We start from the raw sequence: 18,506 nt of genomic DNA, 5'->3' as shown, positions 1-18,506 counted from the left end.
CCCGTGCCGTCCGAGTCCCGGTTTCGTCCTCGCACCCGCGGGTGTGGTGCAAGGATCGGTTCTCACGTCCTTTCGTGAGGAGCCACCCCTTGAATCCCGACGAGCTGTTCGGCGATCTCGCCGACGAACTCGCCCCGCGCGGCGCCGTTGCCGGCGCCATGTTCGGCAAGCGTGCCCTCAAGGCGGGCGGAAAGGCATTCGCCTGCCTCAAGGGAGACGTCCTTGCCGTCAAGCTCGGGGACGGCACCCCTGCGCACGCCGAGGCGCACGCGCTGAGCGGTGCCGAGCTCTTCGACCCTTCCGGCAAGGGGCGCCCCTTCAAGGACTGGGTGGCCATCCCCGTCAGCCATGCCGGACAGTGGCCGCACTACGCCGGCACCGCGCTCGACGGTCTCGGCTGAGCACGCCCGGCCTCAAGGAATTAGCCAAGGCTCCCGCGGCAGCGGACTGCCCGTCTCCAGCAGGGACTTGAGGTTCGACAGCACCGCCGCCCAGCCGGCGGCCGCCTGCTCCCGCTCGTTCTCGTCCTCCAGATCCTCGTGGGTCACTGTGAGCCGGACGATCTCTCCGTGCGGCTCGATGTCGAAGGTGACCCGCGAGGGCTCGTCCGCCGGCTGCGCAGCCGGGTCCGACCAGGTCGTCACGAGGCGCGTGGGAGGCTCGCTGACCGCCACCGTCCCGACGACGTCCGCCACCCCTGAGCCGTCCGTGCGCTGGTGCTCCCACGAGGAGCCGGCCTGCCAGTCGGAGACGTTGCGGTGGCCCCAGTAGGAGCCGGAGATGTCGGCGTCGGTGAGTGCCTGCCACACCTTCTCCGGGGTGCTTTCGATGTAGACGACGTACACGAATCGCGGCTTGTCGGCCATGGCGTTCTCCGCTCGTTGCTTGAGTGCGCTCAGCGACCGGAGGCGCGGGCGCTCGAACTTGTCGATCCACCGTTCCTGGATCGTGTGAAGGGGGACGGGGTTGAGGTAGTGGAGCTTCTCCCTGCCCCGCCGCACCGTGCTGACCAGGTTGGCCGCCTCCAGAATCGCCAGGTGCTGCGTCGCCGCCTGGCGGGTCATCTCGAGGCGCCCGCACAGCTCGCCCAGGGTCTGCCCGTTGTGTTCGTGCAGACGGTCCAGCAGATGCCGCCTGGTCCGGTCGGCCAGGGCCTTGAAGACCGTGTCCACGTCTGTGCTCACAGCTCCATCATGCAAGTAAATACCTGCATGTTCAAGCCCATGTGCGACGGGTCCAGTGCTCGGGTGGCTTTCTCCGTGGTCCCAGGCCAGAGGTAGCAGGGGAAAGGGCGTGGCCACCGGTGGTCACAGCGTGCGAAGACGAGTGACCGACCGGTGGCCACGGGTGGAGGGCGGGCGTCAGCCGACCCCGACCGCTCCGACCTCTCCCGTGCGCTTGAGCTTCTGCCAGCGCATGCGTCCGCCGGTGGCCGCGGTGACGCACGAGTGGATCAGCACCAGATACATCAGCTGCCGGTACACGATCTGCTGCAGCGGCAGCATCAGCAGGTAGCGGTACCTCTCCCTGTCCAGCCGGAAGGCGTACGCGGCGGACATCAGCTGGACGGCCAGGACGAGCCCCCAGGCGGCCAGCGACTTCAGCGGATCGATGAAGATTGCCGCGTAGAGCGTGAAGAGGTCGATCAGCGGCGCGAGGAGCGGTGTGACGATCTGGAAGAGGACGACCATCGGCATCCCGACCCGCCCGAACCGCCCCGACGGTCCGGGGTCGAGGACGGACCGGCGGTGCTTCCAGAGCGCCTGCATCGTGCCGTAGCTCCAGCGGTAACGCTGCCGCCACAACTGCCGCATGGAACCCGGCGCCTCCGTCCAGGCGATGGCGTGCTCGGCGTACACGACCCGCCAGCCGCTGCGTTGCAGGGCGATGGTGACGTCCGTGTCCTCCGCGAGGGTCCCCTCGCTCATGCCGCCGGTGCAGGCGAGTGCCTCGCGGCGGAAGGCGCCGACGGCACCCGGGATGGTGGGCATGCAGCGCAGCAGGTCGTACATGCGGCGGTCGAGGTTGAAGCCCATCACGTATTCGATGTGCTGCCAGGCCCCGATGAGGGTTCTGCGGTTGCCGACCTTGGCGTTGCCCGCGACCGCGCCGACGGACGGGTCGCCGAAGGGCTGCACCAGCGCGTGGATCGTGTCCGGTTCGAAGACCGTGTCGCCGTCCATCATCACCACGATGCCCCAACGGGCATGTGCGACCCCTCTGTTGAGAGCGGTGGCCTTGCCCGAGTTCTCCTGCCTCACGACCCTGACGTTGCGCAGTGTGAGCGCCTCGACCAGCTCCGGGGTGCCGTCCGTCGAACCGTCGTCGACCACGATGATCTCGATGGGATGCGTGCTCCGGGCGAGCGAGGTGACCGTGCCGACGATGCATTCCTTCTCGTTGTACGCCGGGACGATGACGCTCACCGGTTCCACCACCTGCGGGCCCCAGAAGAAGCCCGGGCGGTTGCGCTGCCGGTGGTGGCGGCGGGCCAGGACGAGCATGAGCGCGGAGCGGCCGAGCACGGCGAGGCCGACGACGGTGAGCCCGACGACCAGCCCCGGCATCGTGAACTCCGCGACCGCCGTTGCCGCGACGAGTGCCTTGCCCTGCCACAGAGGGGGCCCGGAGGCCGGCCGGTGGGCGCTGGGCCGTCGCACCGCCTCGCTGACGGTGGTGAAGTCGTAGCCGCGGGCCTTCATCTTCTCGATGTACTCGGGCAGCGCCCTGAGTGTCTGGGAGCGATCGCCCCCGGAATCGTGGAAGAGCACCGACGTGCCCTTGGCGCCCTTGGGGGTGGCGTTCTCGACGATCTTCGACACCCCGGGGTTCTGCCAGTCCTCGCTGTCGGTGTCCACGAAGGCGCTCGTGTAGCCGTTGGTGCCGAGCCGCCGGTAGACGGGCCAGCTGTAGTTGTCTACGGCGTCCGGTGTGGAGGAGTAAGGGGCCCGGAAGAGCGAGGTGTTGATCCCCGCGGCGCCGGCGAGCGCGAGCTGCGTCTGTGCGATCTCCCGGTCGACGCGCTCGGCGCTCTGGTACGAGAGGTCGACGTGCGTGAAGGTGTGGATGCCGACCTCGTTGCCCCCGTCGACGATCTCGCGCACGGCGTCCGGATAGCGGGCCGTCATCGATCCGACGACGAAGAAGGTGCCCGGTACGTCGTACTTCTCGAGGATGGCGAGGACCTTCGGGGTCCACTTCGGGTCGGGGCCGTCGTCGAAGGTGAGCGCGATGGTCCTGCGCGGGACGGGCCGGTTGCGTGCCTTGCCGTTGGGGAACGACAGCGTGGACCCGCCACTCAGGACTCTCTTCGGGACGCGGTCGGAGGAGGCGTTCTCGCGCACGCGCGTGTCGTCGCCCAGTTCGGCGTGCAGATACCCGTTGAAGAGCATCACGCCGACCAGCGCGAACAGGGCGAGTAAGGCGAGGACGGCGCGTGGTCCGAAGAAGGCGGGGCGGCGCGTGGCGGACAGCTGGCCCGGCTTGGCGTGTCTGGCGCGTGTGGCGGTGGAGGTCATCTGCTTCGGGGGCCCCTCACCGGACGGATGCAGGGGCGGAGCGAGTGGGCGTCGCACCTGCGGGTTCGTTCACCGTCCTGTCCGGCAGCCTCTTTCTGCAGGCGGCCTTTCCGAGGTGCTTCCTGCAGATCTTGCGGCACTGCTTGCGGCACGGCCGCACGGAGTTGCGTGCGGAGGGTGAGTTGTCCTTGCGGACACTTTCGGTGCCGGGGTCCTTTGTGTTGCTGACGCTGTCGAACGGGGCGATTTCCGAAGGGGCGAGCGAGGGACCTCCCATGAAGGACACGCCGACCATCCCCCCGTACACGAGGAACGCGGCGCCGAGCACGATCCCCGCCCGGCGCAGGAGAAGAGCCCGGCGGCCGGTGGCGTCCACGAAGACGAGCTTGTCCGCTTCCCCGGACTGATCAGCGCTCCCGTGCCGTCTGCGGTCGTCGGAAGGCGCGTCGGTAGGCGAGAGAGTCATGGCCGGGCATCCTGGAGACCTTTCTTGTGATTTCTCTGTGTCTCCGTCCGGCACACCGGATGAGTGCCATGGTTTCTGCTGAGCCGGGTGCTCTCGCGAACTGCTGTCCTGCGAGGGCCACTTCGAACGATGCGACGAGGGCCACTTCGAACGATGCGGAACGACGTGGAAACGGCACGGGAAGGGGTGATCGGCGTGCGGCGCTGGATGGTGCGGCTCGCAGGCGTTCTCGCGGTCGTCTGCGCCGGATGCTCGCCGTCCGCCGCGCCGCCTGACGGCGCCGAGCGCGGCGGAGCCGGATCCGCCGTCCCCTTCGCTCCGTACGTGAACGCCACCACGGCCGCCGGCACGGAAACCGCCGGCATGCCCTCGGCGTTCCACGTGTCGTTCGCCGTCGCCTCGGGGGACGACGAGTGCGCCCCCATGTGGGACGACGAGACCGCCATCGACGACGCGGCCGCGAAGAAACGGATCGGAGGGCTGCGGGAGAGCGGTGCGGACATCCGCGTCTCCTTCGGCGGCGCGACCGACACCGAACTCGCCCTGGCCTGCGACAGCCCGGCCGAACTCGCCGCCGCCTACGAGCAGGTGCTGGACCGGACGGGTGCGAAGGCGGCGGACTTCGACATCGAAGGGGACACGCTCGGGGACTCCGCGGCCACGGCGCGCCGCGCGCAGGCGATCGAACTCCTTCAGAGCCGGCGCGACGGACTGGAGGTGTCGTTCACGCTTCCCGTGATGCCCTCAGGACTGACGCCGCAGGGCAAGGAGTTGCTCCGCAACGCCGCCGATCAGGACGTGGAGATCTCCGCCGTGAACGTCATGGCGATGAGCTACAGCCCGTCCCACACAGGCGACATGGGCGACTACGCGATGGTGGCGGCGCGGTCCACGCACGACGAGTTGACCGGTCTCCTCGGTCTGTCCGACGCCGACGCCTGGCGGGCGCTGCGGCTGACGGTGATGATCGGCGTCAACGACATCGAGGCCGAGACCTTCACGCTGGACGACGCGGCACAACTGGCCGCGTTCGCAGCGAAGAGAGACCTCGGCGGGCTGTCCATGTGGTCCTCCGCACGCGACCGGGAGTGCGCGGGCGGCGAGCAGGCGGAGGTGGACGAAACCTGCAGCGGTGTCGCCCAGGACAAGGGCGCCTTCGCGGCCGCGCTGTCGGGCTGAGCGGGCTGCGGCCGCGAGACGAGCGGCGAGCCCCCGTCCGGCACCGGCAGCGCCACCGGTGGAGCGCCGAAAATGCGGTGCGTCCCGGAGCGGGGACGGGCTAGCGTCCCGGCATGACGACGCCTCCTCGCATACGTCCGCGGTTCGACGCCGACGAGCGGACCCAGCTCGTCGCATGGCTCGACATGCAGCGCGCCGTCATCCACTGGAAGTGCGAGGGGCTCTCCGAGGCGGACGCCCACCGGTCCGTGCTGCCCGCCTCGCCGCACATGACGATGGCCGGACTCGTCTCCCACATGCGCTGGGTCGAGCACTGCTGGTTCGAGGTCCTGCTGATCGGAGGGCCCGCCGAAGGGCCACTCTTCGAGGACGGGCCCGAGGACGCGGAGATGATGGTCGAGGGCATCCCCCTCGCGCGGCTGCTGGAGGAGTACGGGCGGCAGTGCGAGGTGTCGAACCGGATCACCGCGTCGCACGAGCTCGACACCGTGGGCCGGTACCCCGGCCACAAGGCGGATCAGACGTCTCTGCGGTGGATCCTGCACCACATGATCGAGGAGACGGCCCGCCATGCCGGCCACGCGGATGTCGTCCGTGAGCTGCTCGACGGGAGGAAGGGGTACTTCTGACCGGGGGCGGGGGAGGGCGAGGCGCTAGGAGGCCCGAGGACGAGTTCACCGCGCTCCGGGCCCGGGCGGCCGGGGACCCGCACGTGCTCGGAGTGGTCCTCAGCGGCTCGCAGGCACGCGAGGGCACGGCGACTTCCCTCTCGGACCACGACGTACTGCTCGTCATCGACGACGCGCGGGAGGCGCCGGCCGGTGAAGAACGGCGGGATGCGCGCCTCGACGTCACCGTGATGCCGCTGAGGGAGTTCCGCGGGCACGCGCTGCCCGGCTCCGGCACGGAGTGGAACCGGGCGGCGTTCACCCGCGCCAAGGTGCTGAAGGACACCGAAGAGGGCCTCATCGCCGAACTCGTCGAGCAGAAGGGCAAGTTGACGCCGGGGGAGGCCTCGGAATGCGCGCCGGGACTCCTAGACGCCTTCCTGAACAGCATCTACCGGTGCCTGAAGAACGACCGGGACGGCAACACCGTCGCCGCGCGCCTCGACGCCGCCGAGTGCGTCCCCTTTCATCTCGCGTACGTGTTTGCCCTGCACGAGCGGGTGCGGCCGTACAACAAGTATCTGAGCTGGGAGTTGCGGCACCACCCGCTCGGCCGCCACGCATGGGCCCACGACCATCTTCTCGGGCTGCTCGCCGAAGTGGTCTCTCCTCGATGCGCCACCGCGGTACGGCAGTTGTTCAAGGAGCTGGAACCGCATGCCCGTTCCGCCGGGCACGGGCATGTGCTGGATTCGTGGGGCGACGACGTGCTGCTCATGCGCGGTGGGGCGTGATGCCCGATGGGTTGCCGCGTACCGAGCGCGGCCGGAAGGGGACGAGAGCGGTCTCACACTGGAAGAGGCCATCTCGGCGAGGTTCGACAACGGCTCCTGCTGAACCGTACGGCCTGCTCCGGCAGGTCCTTCCCCGGTCTCCGACGAGCAGCCCTGACAGGGGAGTTGGAGTGGCGGTTATTCAGGTGAGCCGCCCGTCCTTCGGCGCTAGGTTGAGACCATGGCAGTAGGCAGTCTTTTCCTCTGACGGGTCCCCTCGATGCATCCGAGAGGCCGTGTGCACCGCACCGGCGCCGGTTGACCCTGCGCATCGCCGAGTTGCCGCGCCCCTTGTACACGCGCGGCTGTCCCGACCCGCTGAGCCGAAAGACGGTTTCGACCCATGCCTGAGCAGTCCTCTTCCCGTGACGTACTTGCCGATTGGTTCCGCGAGCACGCCACCACTCTTTCAACCCTCGATCCGCGGCAACCGCTGGACGATCTCGAGCCGCTCCGCGACATCGTGGGAGAAGCCCGCGTCGTGGCCGTGGGCGAGAACGCCCATTTCGTCGAGGAGTTCTCCCTCGCTCGCCGGCGGGTGCTGCGCTTTCTCGCGGAACGGTGCGGATTCACCGTCTTCGCCTTCGAGTTCGGCTTCAGCGAGGCCTTCGCGCTCGACCGGTGGCTCCAAGGCGAGGGTGACAACGGCGACTTGGCGAATGTGAGCCGGAGCGCGGCCGATTGGGGTGCCGCGGAGCTGATGCACTGGCTGCGCCGCCACAACCGCACCAGCCGCCACCCTCTCCGGTTCGCAGGTATCGACCTCCCCGAGGCCGGCGGTGCCCTACGTCCGGCCCTGGAACCGGTGGCCCAATACCTCCGCGAGGCCGACCCCGCTGCTCTCCCCGTACTGGAGACCGCTCTGGAGATCAGCGACCGGTTCCTCGACGGTGCGGGCTCCGGCGCCGCGGCAGCCCCCGCGTGGGCAGGTCTTCCCGCCGCTGAACAGGACGCGCTGACCGCCTCGTTGGCACGTCTGCTGCTCCGCATGCGCGCCGTCGAGCCCCTCTGTGTCTCCCGCAGCAGTCAGAACCGCTTCGACATCGCCCTGCGCCGGGTGGAGGCGGCATGCCACACCGACTACATGTTCCGGGCGATGAACGGCCTGATGTCCGGGCAGGGAGCCGCGGCCGATCTGTCGGTTCGGGAGATCTTCATGGCCGAATCGGTGCGCCGGCACCTCGATCTCGCCGGACCGGACGCCCGGATCGTGCTCGCCGCCCACAACAACCACATCCAGACGACGGCGCTGGAGTTCGACGGCGCGCTCACGGCGCTCCCCATGGGACAGCACCTGCGGCGCATGCTCGGTCAGGGCTACAGGTCGGTTGCCCTCGTCCACACCGCCGACCACGTCCCGGAGATGTTTCCCGATCCGAGCGCCGGGGTCGGCTTCACACTCGCCGACGCCGATCTCGAACCTCCTCAGGAGGGCAGCGTCGAGGCCGCACTCGTCGATGCCGGGCACGGCGGCGACATCACGCTCACCGATCTGCGCCGGTCACCGCGCGACGCGGAGCGGAAGCCACTGCTCCAGCGGATCCGCACGCAGAGCGCAGTCCTGTCCATCCCGGTCCCCGACGCGTTCGACGCCGTCCTCGCCGTCTCGACGGTCACCCGGGACCGGACAGTGCGGTTCTGACAGCCGCCTTCTTCTGCGCGCCGGGACTCCTCAACTCCCTGGCCGGCAGGGGTGGTCGGGGCCTTCGCCCTCCGTCTCCGCGGCCCCTCCGCACCGGACCGTCGCGTTTTCTTCACCCCAGCCGGGGCAACCGCTGAACCGCCGGGCGCCCGACGCCCGGCGTGGTCCAGGGCAGGGGAGGCGGCAGCCATGAACGCACCGGCAGTGATGAGACGGGGGCGGCGGAGCGCGAAGCGGGTCGCCGACAGCACGATGCTCGAAGGCGTCGCCCGGGCAGGCATGGTCGCTCAGGGCGTGCTGTACATCCTCGTCGGTCTGGCCGCGCTGCGCATCGCCTTCGGCGACGGGGGCGGCAGCCAGGCCGATCAGAGCGGTGCGTTGCGGGAGCTGGCGGCGCAGCCCTTCGGCCGCCTGCTCGTGTGGGCCGTCGGAATCGGGCTGGCGGGGCTCGCCCTGTGGCGGTTGTCCGAGGCCGTGTTCGGCGCGTCGGAGAAGGGCGGCCGCAAGAAGCGCAAGCGGCTGATGTCGGCGGGACGGTTCGTGGTGTACGCAGTGCTGGCCGTCTCTGTGCTCTCGTTCGCCAACGGGGCGAAGAGCGGCGGCTCCAGCGATGCGAAGTCGGAGGACATCACCGCCCGGGCGCTGTCCGTACCGGCGGGGGAGTTGCTGGTCGGCGGAGTCGGGCTGGTCGTCGCGGCGTTCGGCGCCTGGGGTGCGGTGCAGGCCCTACGGCGCAAGTATCACGACCAGTTGAGGATGTCGCGCATTCCGCGGCGGAACCGCAAGTGGGTGGACCTGCTGGGTGTGAGCGGCGGCGTCGCCCGGGGAGCGGTCCTCGTGGCCCTGGGATTCTTCGCGATGGAGGCGGCCTGGTCCTCCGACGCCGACGAAGCCAAGGGCATGGACGGCGCGTTGCGGTCGTTCGCCGACACCCCCGCGGGCCCGTGGCTGCTCGTCGCCATCGCCGTGGGCGTCGCCCTCTACGGCCTCTTCTCCTTCATGCTGGCCCGATGGCGCCGCGTTTGAGTGTCCGTCCGAAAGCGGGAACGGCGGCACTGCCCCGGGGCTCAATTCCCGCTCGGCTGAAGGGGCTTTGCCATACCGATTCGTGCTGCCCGTCCGGGAGCGGAGCGCCGGGCAGCCCGGTTTCCTCGAAACCGTGACGGCGGTACAGGGCGATCGATCGCGCGGCCGTTCCCGGGGATGACGGCAAGGCTCAGCAGCCCGGCGCCCGACCTGACGGGCGCCCGGAGGCTCCGGTGCCGGGCGCACGGGAGCACCGCACGGCCCTGCCGTCAGTGACGGCCCCGGCCGAGCTCCGCGACCGCACGGTCGAACGCCGAGTCCCGGTCGTACTCGAACTCCTCGTCGGTGAAGACCGGTTCGGCGATGTGCGGCGGGATGCCGGTGCCGTCGAAGGTGCGTCCGTCGCGGGTGCGGAACTCCTCGTGGAGGAGCAGGAAGCTCCAGCCGTTCGGGAGGCGCCGCTCCAGCGTGTCGGAGAAGACGCCCTGCGTGTGCCGGACGGACCTGGCCGAACGAGCGCGGAGCGCCGTCAATCGGTGGCCGTTCGGCGGCGACCAGGCATACGGCCCGGCGGCGAAGCGCCCCGGGACGCGGATGCCTCCCGGGGCCTCGTCAGGGCGTGCCGCCGTTCTCAGGCGGCACTCTTCTCCCTCAGCGTCCGCAGAACCTGCCGCGCGGTGTCGGCGCTGGACTGCGGGTTCTGGCCGGTGACCAGGTTGCCGTCGGTCACGACCTTGCTCGCCCAGGCCGGACCGGTCTTGACGAGGGCGCCGAGCTCGCGGAGCCTGCTCTCCACGAAGTACGGCACCGCCTCGCCGAGTCCGCCCTGCCGCTCCTCCTCGTCGGTGAAGACGGTGAGCCTGCGGCCGGCGAAGGGGAAGCCGTCGCGGGCCTCCTGGCCGCTGGTGCTGAGCAATCCCGCGGGACCGTGGCACAGCGCCGCGACGACCTTGCCGCTCCGGTCCGTGTCCCTGAGCAGACGGGCGAGGTCCGCGTCCTGAGCCAGGTCCTCCATGGGGCCGTGACCGCCGGGGATGTAGACCCCGTCGTAGTCGGCGGCACGCAGGTCACCGAGGGCGAGCGGCTTGTCCAACTGGTCGGAGAGTCCCTCCAGATAGGCGCGGAACTCCTTCGCGGAGGCCTCGTCCACGTTGCCGCGCTCGTCGAGGCTGATCGGGTCGACGGTGGGCGGTACGCCGCCGGGGGTGGCGATGTCCACGTCGATGCCTGCCTCCCGCAGTACGCGGTGCGAGACGGCGACCTCCTCGGCCCAGAAGCCGGTGGGGTGGGTCGTGCCGTCGGCGAGCGTGAGCCGGTCGGCGGCGGAGACGACCATCAGGATCTTTGCCATGGCGGAAAACTTCCTTCTTTCTCTGTGTGGGTGTTCGTCCGGCGTCCACCTCAACACTCACGTCCCTCGGAATTCCTTCGCTAATCTGCTCTGTGCCATCAGTTTTCTTATGTCAGGAGCTTGCGTGCCGGACCTCGACCTGCTGGCCACCTTCCTGGAGATCTACCGGGGCGGGTCGATCACGGCCGCCGCGGCCCGGCGCGGCCTGAGCCAGCCCGCCGTCAGCGGTCAACTCGCCCGCCTGGAGGAGCAGTTCGGCGAGCCTCTGTTCGTACGGTCACGCCGCGGTGCCGTCCCCACGGAGCGGGCCTACGAGCTGGCCCGGCGGATCGGCACCCACCTCGACGAGCTCAAGGACGCCCTCGGCTCGGCGGGCGACGGCCAGGCCGGCCACCGGGGCACGGTGCATCTGGCCGGACCGTCGGACCTGATGGCCATGCGCGTGGTGCCCGCGCTCGCCCCGCTGACCGCCCGTGGCCTGCGGCTGAGGATCACTCTGGGTCTGGCGGAGGAACTGCTGGCGGCGCTCGCCGCGGCCCGTGTCGATCTGGTGGTCTCGGCGGTGCGGCCGCGGCTGGAGAACGTGGTGGCGACCCCGTTCGCGGACGAGGAGTTCCTTCTGGTGGGTCCGCCCGGCCTCGCCCGCACCGTCGACCAGGGCCGGCTCGCCGAGGAGCCGGTCCGTGCGCTGGCGCACCTGCCGCTCGTCGCGTACGGGGAGGAGCTGCCCATCGTCCGCCGGTACTGGCGCAGCGAGTTCGGCCGCCGTCCGCCGAACCCTCTCGCCGTGACGGTTCCCGATCTGCGCGCGGTGCTCGCCGCGGTGATCGCGGGCGCCGGAGTGTCCGTACTGCCGCGCTATCTCGCCGAACCGGCGCTCGCGTCGGGCTCCGTGGAGACGCTGCACCAGCCGCAGGTGCGTCCGCTGAACACCCTGTATCTGGCGGCCCGCGCCGGTGCCCCTGCCAACCCCGCCGCGGCCGTGGTCCGGCGGCAGCTGGCCGAGCGTTCGCGGGAGTGGGACCTGCTGTAGGCGGAGCGCCGGACAGCGCGGGCCGCCGCCACGGCGAGGCGGTGCGTGCCCGCCGGAGGCGCCGCCCTCCTCCCGTACGACGGAGGTCCCGGGACGCTCGGTGAGCATCCCAGGACCTCCGGACGAAGCGGGTGTGGCCTCAGGCCGTGACCTGGTCGGCCTCCTCCGGGTCGGCAGGGATGCCGCCGTTCCCCGCGGCCTCCAACTCGGCTTCCTCCGCCGCTTCCTGGGCCTCCGTCTCGCGCTGCCCCGGGATGTCGTTCGTGCGGCGGGCGACGCGCTCGTTGCGAGCCGCCGTGGCCTCGCACAGGTCGGCCGTCGCCTTGTTGAAGCGAGTCATCGACGGCGGGTCCGAGGGACCGAGAAGGTGGACCTTCAGCTCCGCACGGGCCTTGGCGAGCGTGTCCTTGGACGCGTCGCGCACCGCCTCCAGCAGAGCCGGCACCTCCTCCGCCCCGGGGGAGAGGATCGCGGCGGCACGCACCGTCGGGAACCCGGCCCGGAACTCGTCCTCGGTCAGACCGCTGGTGTTGGCGACCGCGTAGGGCTTCTCGCTCGTCAGATAGTCCGAGACGACGGACGAGACGTCGGAGATGAGCAGGTCGGACTCGTTGAAGCAGCTGTAGATCGTCGGCCGCGGGCCGGTGATGATCTGGTGCTCCCACTCCGGCAGCGAGGCCAAGTTGGCGGCCTCCCAGGCGGCGGTGGCGGCCGCCACGCGCTCGGCCCTGTCCGTCTCCGGCGTGGACTGGAGCATCATCCGCTCCACCTCGTCCGCGCCACGGCGGAAGGCGGTGGTCGTCAGATCGTCCAGTTCTTGTACGCGGCGCTCCAGTTCGACCCCGGTCTCGGGGCCGGGACGCTCACCGGAGCGCTTCGAGTTCGCCTCGACGATCATCTCCTGGATGCGGACGTTGGCCGCGCCGGCCCGGGGGTCGACGGAGCCGGTCATCGGGTGCGGCTTGTACAGCAGCCGCACGCCCGGGTCCGCCAGCAGCGCACGGACGATGTTCTCGCCGGCCAGGATGATCGAGGTGTTGCCGGGGTCGTTCGTCCAGCCCTCCCAGGTGGGGGCGTACAGGACGGTGGTGAACTTGCCCGCCGGCGGGCCCGCGGACGGCTCGATGGGGGAGAGCTGCGGGCGGCCGACCTCGACCACGTCACGGTCGTCCACGCCGATGTCGGCGAGCTGGTAGCGCTCGCGGGCGGCGGGTCCGGCGACCCAGACCTCGTCGTAGGCCTTGGCGTACGGGTTGCAGGAGGAGAGCTTGTCGCTCTCACCGTGGTTGATGAAGGCGTGCTTGATCGTGGGGATGCGCAGCACCTGCGAGGTCTTGCCCGAGTTCGCCGGATGCAGCATCACCTTCAGCGTCGAGTGCTCCAGGTGCATCAGGTGAGCGACCTTCGGGATGCAGATGATCGGGACGTCCGTCGCCTCGATCTTCTGCACCATGAAGCGCTCGCGGAGCACGATGATCGGATTCCCGTCGAGCTGGGCGAGCGTGGAGAGCCACATGTTCGCCTGGTACGCGGAGGTGGTGCCGCCGGAGAAGTACATGCCGACGGTGGGCTTGTACGTCGCCAGCCAGCGGCCGAGCCACTCCAGCGCCTGCTGCTCGTTCGCGTGCCGCTTCTTCGGCAGCATCCACGTGCCCAGATAGACGGCGCCGCCGAGGGAGAGCGCGATGCTCAGGCCGAGGCCGATGATGCCCCAGACCTCGGAGGCCAGCGCCGCGCTCAGCATCAGCCCGACGGTGCCGGGGATGGAGAACCGAAGCAGGCGGCGGCTGGGCTGGCGGGCCAGCAGACGCGGCGGCGCGATGGTCAGCCGCAGGTCCGAGGCGTCGATGTTGCGGGTGAGGATCGGCAGGGTGCGGCTTCGTCGCACGAACTGGGCGACGGCCTGGCACAGGAAGTGGGTCGCGTAGGCGGCCAGCAGCAGAAGCGTCAGGGGGCGCTCGATGTCCGGCGGGACGTCGGGGATGCGCACCAGGCCGATGACGATGAGCATGTCGCGCAGCAGCTGGCGGGTCGTGACGTCGAAACGGACCTTGCCGAGCAGGGCGAGCAGGCCGGGCTGCTTGTGCGTGAGATAGATGTCGAGCGTGATCCCCGCCAATGAGGCGACGATGAAGACGGGCACGTTCGGCAGCAGCGCGCCCGCGAGCTGTGCGGCGTAGAACACCGACAGTGCGAGCAGCGCCGTCAGCTGGACGGCGCGTCGGGGGGAGAGACCGGCAGAGGGCACGGGACTGGACTCCTGGCAGGAGGTCGAGGGTCGGGACGGAAACCGGCCGGTGGGGGTGGCGGCCGTGGTCGACCACTGACCGTATGCCGGGCACGGGTGCGGTGACAATCTGCGTCGGGGTGTCCGGAGCTGATACGCGGACAAAGGTCATTATCCCCACCCGTCCACTGGTCGGAACGGATGAGCGGGCCCGGCGGGTACTCCCGTAGATTGCGAGGACGGGGCTCCGGAACGCGTGTGAGGCGGCCCCTCGCGGGACGCCGCGGGATCAGCGGCACACCGGGACCGTACGGGACGCATCCGCGCCCTGCGGCGCATACGGGGTGCAACAGGAACGGATACGTCTGTGCGGCATGAAACGCCCAGGCGTGACAGAGGGAACAGGCAGGCAGCGGGACGTGGGCACCAGTACGGCAGCGGGCTCGGGCGACTCCGGCAGGGACGACTCCGCGACGGGCACCCGTGGCGCACCGCACGGCGAGGGAAGCGCGCAGCGCGCAGACGTGACGGGTGCGCGGCGCATCGTCGTCAAGGTCGGATCCTCCTCGCTGACCACGGCCGCCGGCGGCCTGGACGCGGACCGCGTCGACGCCCTCGTCGACGTACTGGCCAAGCATGCCGGACCGGCGGACGGCGCGACGGGCTCCCCGCAGCGGGAGATCGTCCTCGTCTCCTCCGGCGCCATCGCGGCGGGCCTCGCGCCGCTGGGCCTGCCGAAGCGGCCCCGCGATCTGGCCCGCCAGCAGGCGGCGGCCAGCGTGGGTCAGGGGCTCCTGGTCGCCCGCTACACCGCCTCGTTCGCGCGCTACGGGCGCCGCGTCGGGCAGGTGCTGCTCACCTCCGACGACACCAGCCGGCGCGCCCACTACCGCAACGCCTACCGCACGTTGGAGCAGCTGCTGGCCATGGGCGCGGTGCCCGTCGTCAACGAGAACGACACCGTCGCCACCGAGGAGATCCGGTTCGGCGACAACGACAGGCTCGCCGCGCTCGTCGCCCATCTCGTGCGGGCCGACCTGCTGGTGCTGCTCTCCGATGTCGACGGCCTCTACGACGGCAACCCGGCCTCTCCCGGCACCTCACGCATCACCGAGGTGACGGGCCCGGGGGACCTGGAGGGCGTCGAGATCGGCAGCGCGGGCAGCGCCGGCGTCGGCAGCGGCGGCATGGTGACGAAGGTCGAGGCCGCCCGTATCGCCGCCGCGGCGGGTGTGCCGGTGGTGCTCGCGTCCGCCACGCACGCCGCGGACGCGCTGGCGGGCCGCGGCACCGGCACGTACTTCCACCGGACGGGCCGCCGCGCCGCCGGCCGGCTGCTGTGGCTCGCGCATGCCTCGACGCCGAGGGGTGCGCTGACGCTGGACGACGGCGCCGTACGGGCGGTCGTGCAGCGGCGCAGCTCGCTCCTGGCGGCGGGAATCGCGGGAGTCGAGGGCGAGTTCGCGGCCGGTGACCCCGTGGAACTGCGCGACGAGCGCGGGGTTGCCGTCGCCCGCGGCCTGGTCAACTTCGACGCCAAGGAGATCCCGCAGTTGCTGGGACGGTCGACGCCGGAGCTGGCCCGGGAGCTGGGGCCCGCGTACGAGCGGGAGATCGTGCACCGGGACGACCTGGTGCTGCTCGACTCCTGAACCCGGCCGCCCCGTGCGCGAACTCCCACCCGACAGCCGTCCCGCGGAAGCCCGGCCCGCGCACCCGCGCGGGCGCACGCTCCGTCTCCGCGCCGTGGCGTGAAATGTTCGTGTAGAGGGCGGGGGAGTGGTGTCCGAACCGTCATCGGCCGGGAGAAAAGACCAGCCTTTCCACGGACACCTTCCCGAAAACGGCCACGCGGCCGGTCCCGGGCTGGTCAACTTTGTAGAGGGGGTCGTGCAGCAGGTGAGCGACGCCCGGAACCGAGAGCATCCACCGGACGAGGAGGCCACCCGTGAGACGGCTGGTCAGCGTTGACCCAGAGCAGCGGGCCGAATCACGTGCGGGCGCGGGTGTGGAAAGGCGTGAACACGCCAGGTTGTGGCACATCACACTGAGCGTTGCCGGCGAGGAGGCGCCCCTCAAGGAGGTGCGGCGTGCCCTGGAACAGCTCGCCTACGATCATCCTTTCCTTCTGAACAGCCGGTATGCGAACGATCACGCTGAGATCCGCTACTGGGAAGAGGCCCGCGACCTGCACGACGCCGCCGCTGTCGCGCTGCGGCTGTGGGGGGAGCACCGCAATTCGGCGCAGCTTCCGCCGTGGGAGATCGTCGGCCTCGAGGTCATCGGGCGCGAGACGTACCAGCAGCGGGTGGCCGAGGGATACGGCCCGCCGCCCGCCGCCTCCATGGGGGTCCACCCCTTCTAGGCCCACGCGCCCCTCCTGAGCCTCGCACCGCAAGGCCGTTTCAGGCCGACCTGCGGGCCCGTCCCAGGTAGAGAAGCGAGGGCACCCTGGTCATCACGCACCGACGACGCCGGCGTCGTGGGCGATCAGTCCGGCCTGCGTCCGGTTCACACAGCCCAACTTGTCCAGCACGCGCGAGACATATCCCTTGACCGTGGCCTCCGAGAGGTACAACCGCGCCGCGATCCGCGCGTTGGGCATGCCCTCCCCGAGGCAGGCGAGCACCTCGGCCTCCCGCTCGGTCAGCGAACCGATGAGCTCGCGCGCCCGATCGCGTGCCGAGTGCCTGTCGGAGGACGCCGCGACCAGCCGCCGTGCGGCAGCAGCGGAGAGCACGGTGTGCCCTTCGGCGGCCACGCGTACGAGTCCGATCAGATCCTCCGGCGGCGTCGACTTGACGAGGAACCCCACGGCGCCCGCCCGCAGCGCGCGCAGCACGTACTGGTCGGCGTCGAAGGTCGTCAGCACCACGACGGCTGGGGCGTCGGCCAGTTCGCGGATCCGCTCGATCGCTGTCAGCCCGTCGACGCCCGGCATGCGCAGATCCATGAGCACGACGTCGGGTCTGCTCCGTACGACCGCCTCGACGCCCGCCGCTCCGTCGTGCGCCTCCTCGACCACCTCGATGTCGTCCGAGGAACCGAGGATGGTCCGCAGGAAGCCGCACACCATCGGCTCGTCGTCGACCACGGCCACACGGATGGTCCGACCTGCGGCACCGGTTCCGGTCACGCTGCTACACCGCCGCTTCGACGGTCGGCACATACGCCGGCAAAGTGGCCTCGACGCTGAAGCCGCCCTCCGGTGACGGCCCGGCCCGCAAGGTGCCCCGCACCAGTTCCAGGCGCCGGCGCAGGCCCGCGAGGCCGAGGCCGGAGCCCGTGCCGACGAGCGCGGCGGCGGTGGCCGCGACATCGGCGGTGACCGCCGCGGATGCCGTGGGCACCGGGGCCGCCCTGACCGCCTCGGCCGTGGTGCCGCCGGTGGCGCCCGTGCCGGCGCCGGCGAGTGCACCTTCCGTGCCTTTCACCGGGGGTGGCGTGTTGCGGACCGTGAGCCGCACCTGTGTCTCGCGGTACTCGACATGCACGGTCACCTGTGCGCCGGCCGCGTGCTTGCGGGCATTGGTCAGCGCCTCCCGCACCACGCGGTACGCCGTGCGCCCCACGACGGGTGAGGCGAGCGTCCTGTCCCCGTCCTCGACGAGCTCGGCCGGAGTTCCCACTGCCGCAGATTCGGCCACCAGACCGGCGAGGCCCGCCACCGACTCCGTCGAGGAATGCTCCTCCGGGTCCCTGCGCAGGATGCCGACCAGGTCGCGGAGTTCCTCCAGAGCCTGGCAGCCCGCCGCGCGCAGCTCCTCCGCGGCCTGCCTGGTCGCCTCGTCCGGGGCCGTCATGCGCAGGGCACCGGCCTGCAGCGCCATCAGGCTCACCCTGTGCGTCACCACGTCGTGCATCTCGCCGGCCAGCCGGGCCCGCTCCTCGGCGCGGGCACGCTCGGCGAGGAGGTGACGCTCCCGCTCCGCGCGCTCGGCGCGTTCCGTCAGCGCCCGCACCAGACGCCTGCGGGCCTCGAAGTACAGCGCCAGCAGAGGTCCCACAGCGGTGCGCAGCAGACCGATCGTGATGATCGTGAACGACGCCTCCCACGGGCGTGCGACGACGAAGGTGAAGAGGGCGAGCGCGAGGAAGGCGGTGCGGCGGTCTCCCGGCCGGTAGAAGACCGGACCGTATGCGGCCAGCGCCGTCGAGAGGGGCGCCCACACGTTCCACCTCTCCGCGGGCGTCAGGACCCCTGCGGGTGAGATCAGCAGCGTCACGGTGAGCGTGAACCCGCCCAGGACGGCGACGACCGTGATCGGAGCGCGGCGGCGGAACACGAGCGAGCCGCACGCGGCGGCCTGAACCCCCAGCAGGACCCAGGCCAGGGTCCCCGGACGCTGGGGCCACCAACTCTCACCGGCGAGAGTCAGCCCGGTGTCCAGCAGTACGAAGAAGACCGCGAGGCCGGCGTCCACAGTCCTGCGGTGACGGCTCAGGCTGTGCCACGGTCCACACCGCCCCTTTGTCATGGCATCACGGTATGTCAGCTCGTGGCGCAGGGAGTTCGTCGTGCGGCGACCCGGAACGATCGGCGGGTGAGGCACCCTACGAAAGTCGTATGCCTCCCGCGCCCGGCGGCCTTCCGTCTTACACGGAGCCGACGGTCCGCCCTGC

General features: G+C 70.7%; 16 protein-coding genes and 1 pseudogene. 9 read left to right on the top strand and 8 right to left on the bottom strand.

The window, feature by feature from the left end; genetic code table 11:
* The first annotated feature begins 89 nt into the window (after positions 1 to 89).
* Positions 90 to 401 carry a hypothetical protein gene (locus I004_RS0108485; protein ID WP_028435117.1) on the top strand — a complete coding sequence of 104 codons (312 nt, stop codon included), beginning with the start codon at positions 90 to 92 and terminating at the stop codon, positions 399 to 401.
* Between the two features lie 12 nt (positions 402 to 413).
* Here the strand turns inward: I004_RS0108485 and I004_RS0108480 are convergent, their stop codons facing one another.
* The 3 genes from I004_RS0108480 to I004_RS32985 all read right to left on the bottom strand — a co-directional run bounded on the left by I004_RS0108480 (position 414) and on the right by I004_RS32985 (position 3,984).
* Positions 414 to 1,172, bottom strand: coding sequence for a metalloregulator ArsR/SmtB family transcription factor (locus tag I004_RS0108480; RefSeq protein ID WP_028435116.1), 759 nt, complete (start codon positions 1,170 to 1,172; stop codon positions 414 to 416).
* A 189-nt stretch (positions 1,173 to 1,361) separates the two neighbouring features.
* Positions 1,362 to 3,518 carry a bifunctional polysaccharide deacetylase/glycosyltransferase family 2 protein gene (locus I004_RS0108475; RefSeq protein ID WP_028435115.1) on the bottom strand — a complete coding sequence of 719 codons (2,157 nt, stop codon included), beginning with the start codon at positions 3,516 to 3,518 and terminating at the stop codon, positions 1,362 to 1,364.
* Between the two features lie 16 nt (positions 3,519 to 3,534).
* Positions 3,535 to 3,984 (bottom strand): hypothetical protein, encoded by a 450-nt coding sequence (locus I004_RS32985; protein ID WP_037975394.1) that lies wholly within the window; start codon positions 3,982 to 3,984, stop codon positions 3,535 to 3,537.
* 153 nt (positions 3,985 to 4,137) lie between these two features.
* On the opposite strand from I004_RS32985, the gene I004_RS0108465 reads away from it, so the two are divergent.
* The 5 genes from I004_RS0108465 to I004_RS0108445 all read left to right on the top strand — a co-directional run bounded on the left by I004_RS0108465 (position 4,138) and on the right by I004_RS0108445 (position 9,272).
* Complete coding sequence (locus tag I004_RS0108465; protein ID WP_486579859.1) at positions 4,138 to 5,163, top strand: chitinase; 1,026 nt, start codon at positions 4,138 to 4,140, stop codon at positions 5,161 to 5,163.
* A 113-nt stretch (positions 5,164 to 5,276) separates the two neighbouring features.
* Positions 5,277 to 5,792: a DinB family protein gene (locus tag I004_RS0108460; RefSeq protein ID WP_028435113.1), complete on the top strand. Its 516-nt coding sequence runs from the start codon at positions 5,277 to 5,279 to the stop codon at positions 5,790 to 5,792.
* A gap of 83 nt (positions 5,793 to 5,875) precedes the next feature.
* On the top strand, positions 5,876 to 6,565 hold the full coding sequence (locus I004_RS0108455) for a hypothetical protein (protein ID WP_051344847.1): 690 nt from the start codon (positions 5,876 to 5,878) through the stop codon (positions 6,563 to 6,565).
* Positions 6,566 to 6,947: 382 nt separating this feature from the next.
* A complete protein-coding gene (locus I004_RS0108450; RefSeq protein WP_028435111.1) occupies positions 6,948 to 8,246 on the top strand; it encodes an erythromycin esterase family protein in 1,299 nt (432 codons plus the stop codon).
* Between the two features lie 189 nt (positions 8,247 to 8,435).
* Entirely contained in the window at positions 8,436 to 9,272 is an 837-nt protein-coding gene (locus tag I004_RS0108445; protein ID WP_028435110.1) for a DUF1206 domain-containing protein, read from the top strand.
* Between the two features lie 269 nt (positions 9,273 to 9,541).
* Here the strand turns inward: I004_RS0108445 and I004_RS0108440 are convergent.
* Both I004_RS0108440 and I004_RS0108435 read right to left on the bottom strand, forming a co-directional pair.
* Positions 9,542 to 9,799 (bottom strand): annotated as a pseudogene (locus tag I004_RS0108440) (S41 family peptidase); the annotation flags it as partial.
* A 104-nt stretch (positions 9,800 to 9,903) separates the two neighbouring features.
* Positions 9,904 to 10,623, bottom strand: a complete 720-nt coding sequence (locus I004_RS0108435; RefSeq protein ID WP_028435108.1) for a type 1 glutamine amidotransferase domain-containing protein — start codon at positions 10,621 to 10,623, stop codon at positions 9,904 to 9,906.
* 124 nt (positions 10,624 to 10,747) lie between these two features.
* Here I004_RS0108435 and I004_RS0108430 point away from each other — a divergent pair, with 124 nt between their 5' ends.
* Entirely contained in the window at positions 10,748 to 11,656 is a 909-nt protein-coding gene (locus tag I004_RS0108430) for a LysR family transcriptional regulator (protein WP_028435107.1), read from the top strand.
* Between the two features lie 139 nt (positions 11,657 to 11,795).
* On the opposite strand, the gene I004_RS0108425 is transcribed toward I004_RS0108430, so the two are convergent.
* Positions 11,796 to 13,904: a membrane protein gene (locus I004_RS0108425; protein ID WP_028435106.1), complete on the bottom strand. Its 2,109-nt coding sequence runs from the start codon at positions 13,902 to 13,904 to the stop codon at positions 11,796 to 11,798.
* A 503-nt stretch (positions 13,905 to 14,407) separates the two neighbouring features.
* Between I004_RS0108425 and proB the strand changes: the two genes are divergently transcribed.
* On the top strand, positions 14,408 to 15,535 hold the full coding sequence (proB, locus tag I004_RS0108420) for a glutamate 5-kinase (protein ID WP_028435105.1): 1,128 nt from the start codon (positions 14,408 to 14,410) through the stop codon (positions 15,533 to 15,535).
* 296 nt (positions 15,536 to 15,831) lie between these two features.
* On the top strand, positions 15,832 to 16,248 hold the full coding sequence (locus I004_RS32980) for a hypothetical protein (RefSeq protein ID WP_486579858.1): 417 nt from the start codon (positions 15,832 to 15,834) through the stop codon (positions 16,246 to 16,248).
* Positions 16,249 to 16,341: 93 nt separating this feature from the next.
* Here I004_RS32980 and I004_RS0108410 read toward each other — a convergent pair whose 3' ends face one another.
* Both I004_RS0108410 and I004_RS0108405 read right to left on the bottom strand, forming a co-directional pair.
* The gene (locus I004_RS0108410) at positions 16,342 to 17,019 is read right to left on the bottom strand and encodes a response regulator (protein ID WP_028435104.1); all 678 of its coding nucleotides are present in this window, start codon (positions 17,017 to 17,019) and stop codon (positions 16,342 to 16,344) included.
* A gap of 4 nt (positions 17,020 to 17,023) precedes the next feature.
* A complete protein-coding gene (locus I004_RS0108405) occupies positions 17,024 to 18,361 on the bottom strand; it encodes a sensor histidine kinase (RefSeq protein WP_028435103.1) in 1,338 nt (445 codons plus the stop codon).
* Positions 18,362 to 18,506: the final 145 nt, after the last annotated feature.

The sequence above is a fragment of the Streptomyces sp. TAA486 genome (genome assembly GCF_000426165.1).
The sequence above is the reverse complement of the archived record's forward strand: the minus strand, read 5'-3'. Positions and strand labels throughout refer to the sequence as shown.